Consider the following 4,607-nt stretch of genomic DNA (forward strand, 5'->3'; position numbering starts at 1 on the left):
ACCACCCGGTCGGGATGAGCCCTGGCGATGACCCCCAAGGCATAAGAACCTTCGATTTTATCCAGGGCCCTTTGGACCGCTGCCACCAGGTCTCCCTGGTAGAAATGGTTAATCAAATGGGCTACCACTTCCGTGTCCGTTTCCGAGACGAAGAAATAGCCTTCTCTTTGGAGCCATTCTTTCAGGCTACGGTAGTTTTCGATAATGCCGTTGTGCACCAGGGCAATTTCCCCCGACTGGTTGGTATGGGGATGGGAGTTGATGTCGGAGGGTTTACCATGGGTGGCCCACCTGGTATGGCCGATGCCCAGGGTACCGTTTAGCCCCCGGCGGCTTAGTTTTTCTTCCAACACGGTTAACCGGCCCTTGGCTTTGGCGATTTGAATAGCCGTTCCGTCATGAACCGCGATCCCCGCCGAATCATAGCCCCGGTATTCCAGTCTTTTTAACCCTTCCAGTAAAATAGGAACAGCCTGCTTGCTGCCCACATAACCGACAATTCCACACACGGTATAACTCCTCCTAATACACCTGATAAGTAATTACTGCGTTGCGGTAATCCGGTGTTAAAACTATGATAAAAATGTAATTTCCCAGTAGTAAATAACAGTTTTTGCATGGTACTACTTCATTATCAAGCCCGCCTCTTTTCCTGTCAATGGAGATCGGGGTTGGCCACCTATAGTATTTGGTTAAGAGGCGGATAGCCAAAACTAATGTGCCGGAGGGCAGCATGATTGCTATCATCGATTACGGCATGGGTAACCTGCGCAGCGTACAAAAAGCCTTTGCCTATCTTGGTTTGGAGGCGACTATTACCGGTGATGCCCGGGAGTTGGCGGCAGCCAGCCACCTGGTCTTACCCGGCGTGGGGGCTTTTCCTGAGGCCATGGCTAACCTGGCAAACACCGGTTTACTGCCGGGCATCCTGCAGTCTGTCCGGGACGGGAAGCCCTTCTTGGGCATTTGCCTGGGGCTGCAGCTTTTGTTTGAAACCAGCGAGGAAGGTGGTTGTGCCACCGGGTTGTCCTTGTTACCGGGGGAGGTGAAAAGGCTTCCGGTGTCCCCCTTGGTGAAGGTCCCTCATATGGGTTGGAACGTCCTCCGGTACAAGGACAATCCCATCTTCAGAGGGCTGGATGAACCTTGTTTTGTTTATTATGTCCATTCCTATTACGTGGAACCTGCTTGCCCGGAGCATGTGATCGGCACTACTGTTTACGGCCGGGAATTGCCTGTGGCCGTCCATAGGGATAACGTGTACGGGCTGCAGTTTCACCCGGAAAAGAGCGGCCGGGAAGGGTTAAAGATCCTGGGGAACTTTGCGGGATTATGAGGAGGAGTCCATGCTGACCAAGCGCATTATCCCCTGCTTGGACGTAGCGGGGGGAAGGGTGGTTAAGGGAGTTAACTTCGTGAACCTGCGGGATGCCGGTGACCCGGTGGAAACGGCTAAGCTGTATAATGACAGCGGCGCCGATGAGCTGGTCTTCCTGGATATCACTGCTTCCGCCGAGGCGCGGAAGACCATCATTGACGTGGTGGCCCGCACCGCTGGGGAAGTTTTTATCCCCCTGACGGTGGGCGGCGGCATCAGCGACTTGGAAGATTTCAAGCGGATCCTCCGGGCAGGGGCGGACAAGATTGCGGTGAATTCGGCCGCCCTGCGCAACCCGCCTTTGATTGCGGCAGCCGCCGCCAGGTTCGGCAGCCAGTGTGTGGTGGTAGCCATTGACGCCAAGCGCCGGCGGGAGGGTGGCGGTTGGGATGTGTATATTAACGGCGGCCGGGTGAACACCGGCAAAGATGCGGTGGCCTGGGCCCGGCAGGCGGCGGAGCTGGGGGCGGGGGAGATCCTGCTTACCAGCATGGATGCCGATGGGACGAAAGAGGGTTATGACCTGGCTTTGATCAGAGCTGTGACGGAAGCGGTGGGGATTCCCGTTATCGCTTCCGGCGGAGCCGGGCGGCTGGAGCATTTCCGGGATGTGATCACGGAGGCCGGTGCCGATGCGGTGCTGGCGGCTTCTTTGTTTCATTATGGGGAAGTGAGCATCGCTCAGGTGAAGGAGTATTTGGCCCGTTGGGGTATTCCGGTGCGGCCGGCCCCGGCGCAGGCGCCTGAGGAGTTAGGAAGAGGAGGCTCATGAAGTGAAAAAACAGTTGGTGCTAATTCTTGATTTCGGCGGTCAGTACAGCCAACTGATTGCGCGGCGGGTCAGGGAATGCAGCGTGTACTGCGAGATACTGCCTTTTCACACTGCCGTGGACAAGATTAGGAGCTTAAAACCCATGGGAATTATCCTCAGCGGGGGACCGGCCGCCGTGACCGGGGCCGGGGCACCCTTTTGTGCGCCGGAGGTTTTTGATCTGGGTATTCCTGTCCTGGGCATTTGTTACGGGATGCAGCTCATGGCCGTCATGCTGGGCGGAGACGTGGAAAAGGCCGGGCAGCGGGAGTACGGCAAAAGGGAATTACAGCTGGACGGGAGCGGGGACCTGTTCCAAGGCCTTGAGCCCGGCAGCACTTGCTGGATGAGCCATACTTACCAAGTAGCCAAGCTCCCGCAAGGTTTTAGGGTCACGGCCCGCACCGCTACCTGCCCGGTGGCGGCCATGGAGGACCAAGCCAGAAAGCTGTACGGTGTCCAGTTTCACCCGGAAGTGGAGCACACCCCATTCGGTCAAAAGATGCTGCGCAATTTCCTGTACCAGGTATGCGGCTTAAGGGGCGACTGGCGGATGGCGTCTTTCATCGAGCAGGCAGTAAAAGAGATCCGGCAAAAAGTGGGGCAGCAGTCGGTAGTGTGCGGCTTAAGCGGGGGCGTGGATTCGTCGGTGGCGGCGGCCCTGGTGCACCGGGCGGTGGGGGACAGGCTGACCTGTATTTTTGTGGACCACGGTCTCATGCGGAAAGATGAAGCGGACCAGGTGGAAGAAATTTTCAAACACCGGTTCAACATCCATTTCATCCGGGTAGATGCCCGGCGGCAGTTCCTGGAAAAGCTGGCGGGAGTGGTGGACCCGGAAGAGAAAAGAAAGATCATCGGTGAGGAATTCATCCGGGTCTTTGAAAAACAGGCTAAAAGACTGGGGCAGGTAGATTACCTGGTCCAGGGTACCATTTACCCCGACCTGGTGGAAAGCGGCGTGGGGGATGCGGCGGTGATCAAGAGCCACCACAACGTGGGGGGACTGCCCCTGGAGATGGAGTTTAAGGGCATCATCGAGCCCCTGCGCTCTTTGTTCAAAGACGAGGTGCGGCAAGTGGGCCGGGAACTTGGCCTGCCGGAAGAGATCCTGCACCGGCAACCATTCCCGGGTCCGGGCTTGGCCATCCGGGTGATAGGTGAAGTGACGGAGGAAAAGCTGGCCATCTTGCGGGAAACGGACCACATTTTCCGGGAGGAAATTGCTAAGGCCGGCCTGGCCGGGGAGTTGAACCAGTATTTCACCGTGCTCACCGGTACGCAGACCGTGGGCGTCATGGGTGACGAGCGCACCTACGCTTATGTGGTGGCATTGCGGGCGGTAACCACCAGCGATTTCATGACGGCCCAGTGGGCCAGGATCCCTTATGACGTGCTGGAAAGGGTGTCCAACCGCATCGTCAACGAAGTGCCGCAGGTGAACCGGGTGGTCTACGACATCACCTCCAAGCCGCCGGCTACCATTGAGTGGGAATAGAGGGGACATGGATGAGCACGAAAGCGAAGTCCGGCGGCATATGATCAACCTAGCATAGTTATCTGATGATTGTACAACACCTTCGCATGTATAAGTTCTGCTTATTTATAACATCAGTAATGGTAATTTTACCACCTACATCTCCGGCAGTATAATATTTTGGGAAAAAAAGCCGCGGCTCTTTCCACATTCATTTCCAGAACGGAGGCGGGAGAGATTATGGGCTTCTTGATTTTGGAGGATGGAACTACCTTTGAAGTCAACTTGTTTGGAGCCGGAGAAAAAGTAATCGGGGAAGTGGTTTTCAGTACCGGCATGAGCGGGTACCAGGAGCTTTTGACAGACCCGTCTTTTTACGGGCAGATCGTGGTGATGACTTTCCCCTTGGTGGGCAATTACGGGATTAATCCTTTGGACCGGCAGAGCGACGCGCCGCAAGTAAGAGGATTCGTTGTTCGAGAAGCCTGCAGGCAGCCCAGCCACTGGCTGGCACAAGAAACCCTGCAGGATTATTTACGCCGGCACCATATCACCGCCGCGGAAGGCATTGACACCCGCGCTCTTACCAGGAAGCTGCGGGAAAAGGGGACCATGACCGGTATGCTCACCCCGGACGTTCCCACGCCGGAAGACTTCCTTGCCTTGCAGGCCTATCAACCGGAGCGGCCCGTCCCCCAAGTCACCACCAGGGAAGTCTACACCATACCGGGAGAAGGATACCACCTGGCAGTGCTGGATCTGGGCGTCAAGCAAGGTATCCTGGACGCACTGCAAAGAAGGAATTGCTGTCTCACCGTTTTTCCTGCCCACACCCGAGCGGCAGATATCCTCGCTGTCCGGCCCGATGCCATCGTCCTCTCTAATGGGCCGGGGAACCCCAAAGACAACCCGGAAATCGTGGAAACCGTGAAAATCTTGCT

Annotated in this window: 5 protein-coding genes; 4 read left to right on the forward strand and 1 reads right to left on the reverse strand. The window is 56.5% G+C overall.

Going from position 1 to position 4,607, the window contains the following annotated elements; all coding sequences use genetic code 11:
- Positions 1 to 509: glutamine--fructose-6-phosphate aminotransferase (locus GXX34_11195; GenBank protein HHW08071.1), on the reverse strand; the 509-nt coding region annotated here is incomplete at its 3' end.
- 224 nt (positions 510 to 733) lie between these two features.
- On the opposite strand from GXX34_11195, the gene hisH reads away from it, so the two are divergent.
- The 4 genes from hisH to GXX34_11215 form a co-directional block, all read left to right on the forward strand.
- On the forward strand, positions 734 to 1,336 hold the full coding sequence (gene hisH, locus GXX34_11200) for an imidazole glycerol phosphate synthase subunit HisH (protein HHW08072.1): 603 nt from the start codon (positions 734 to 736) through the stop codon (positions 1,334 to 1,336).
- A 10-nt stretch (positions 1,337 to 1,346) separates the two neighbouring features.
- The gene (gene hisF / locus GXX34_11205; protein ID HHW08073.1) at positions 1,347 to 2,150 is read left to right on the forward strand and encodes an imidazole glycerol phosphate synthase subunit HisF; all 804 of its coding nucleotides are present in this window, start codon (positions 1,347 to 1,349) and stop codon (positions 2,148 to 2,150) included.
- 1 nt (position 2,151) lies between these two features.
- Positions 2,152 to 3,687: a glutamine-hydrolyzing GMP synthase gene (guaA, locus tag GXX34_11210; GenBank protein HHW08074.1), complete on the forward strand. Its 1,536-nt coding sequence runs from the start codon at positions 2,152 to 2,154 to the stop codon at positions 3,685 to 3,687.
- Between the two features lie 219 nt (positions 3,688 to 3,906).
- The coding region (locus GXX34_11215) for a carbamoyl phosphate synthase small subunit (protein ID HHW08075.1) at positions 3,907 to 4,607 on the forward strand (701 nt) is incomplete at its 3' end.

This window comes from Clostridia bacterium (assembly GCA_012840125.1).
GTDB lineage: Bacteria > Bacillota > DULZ01 > DULZ01 > DULZ01 > DULZ01.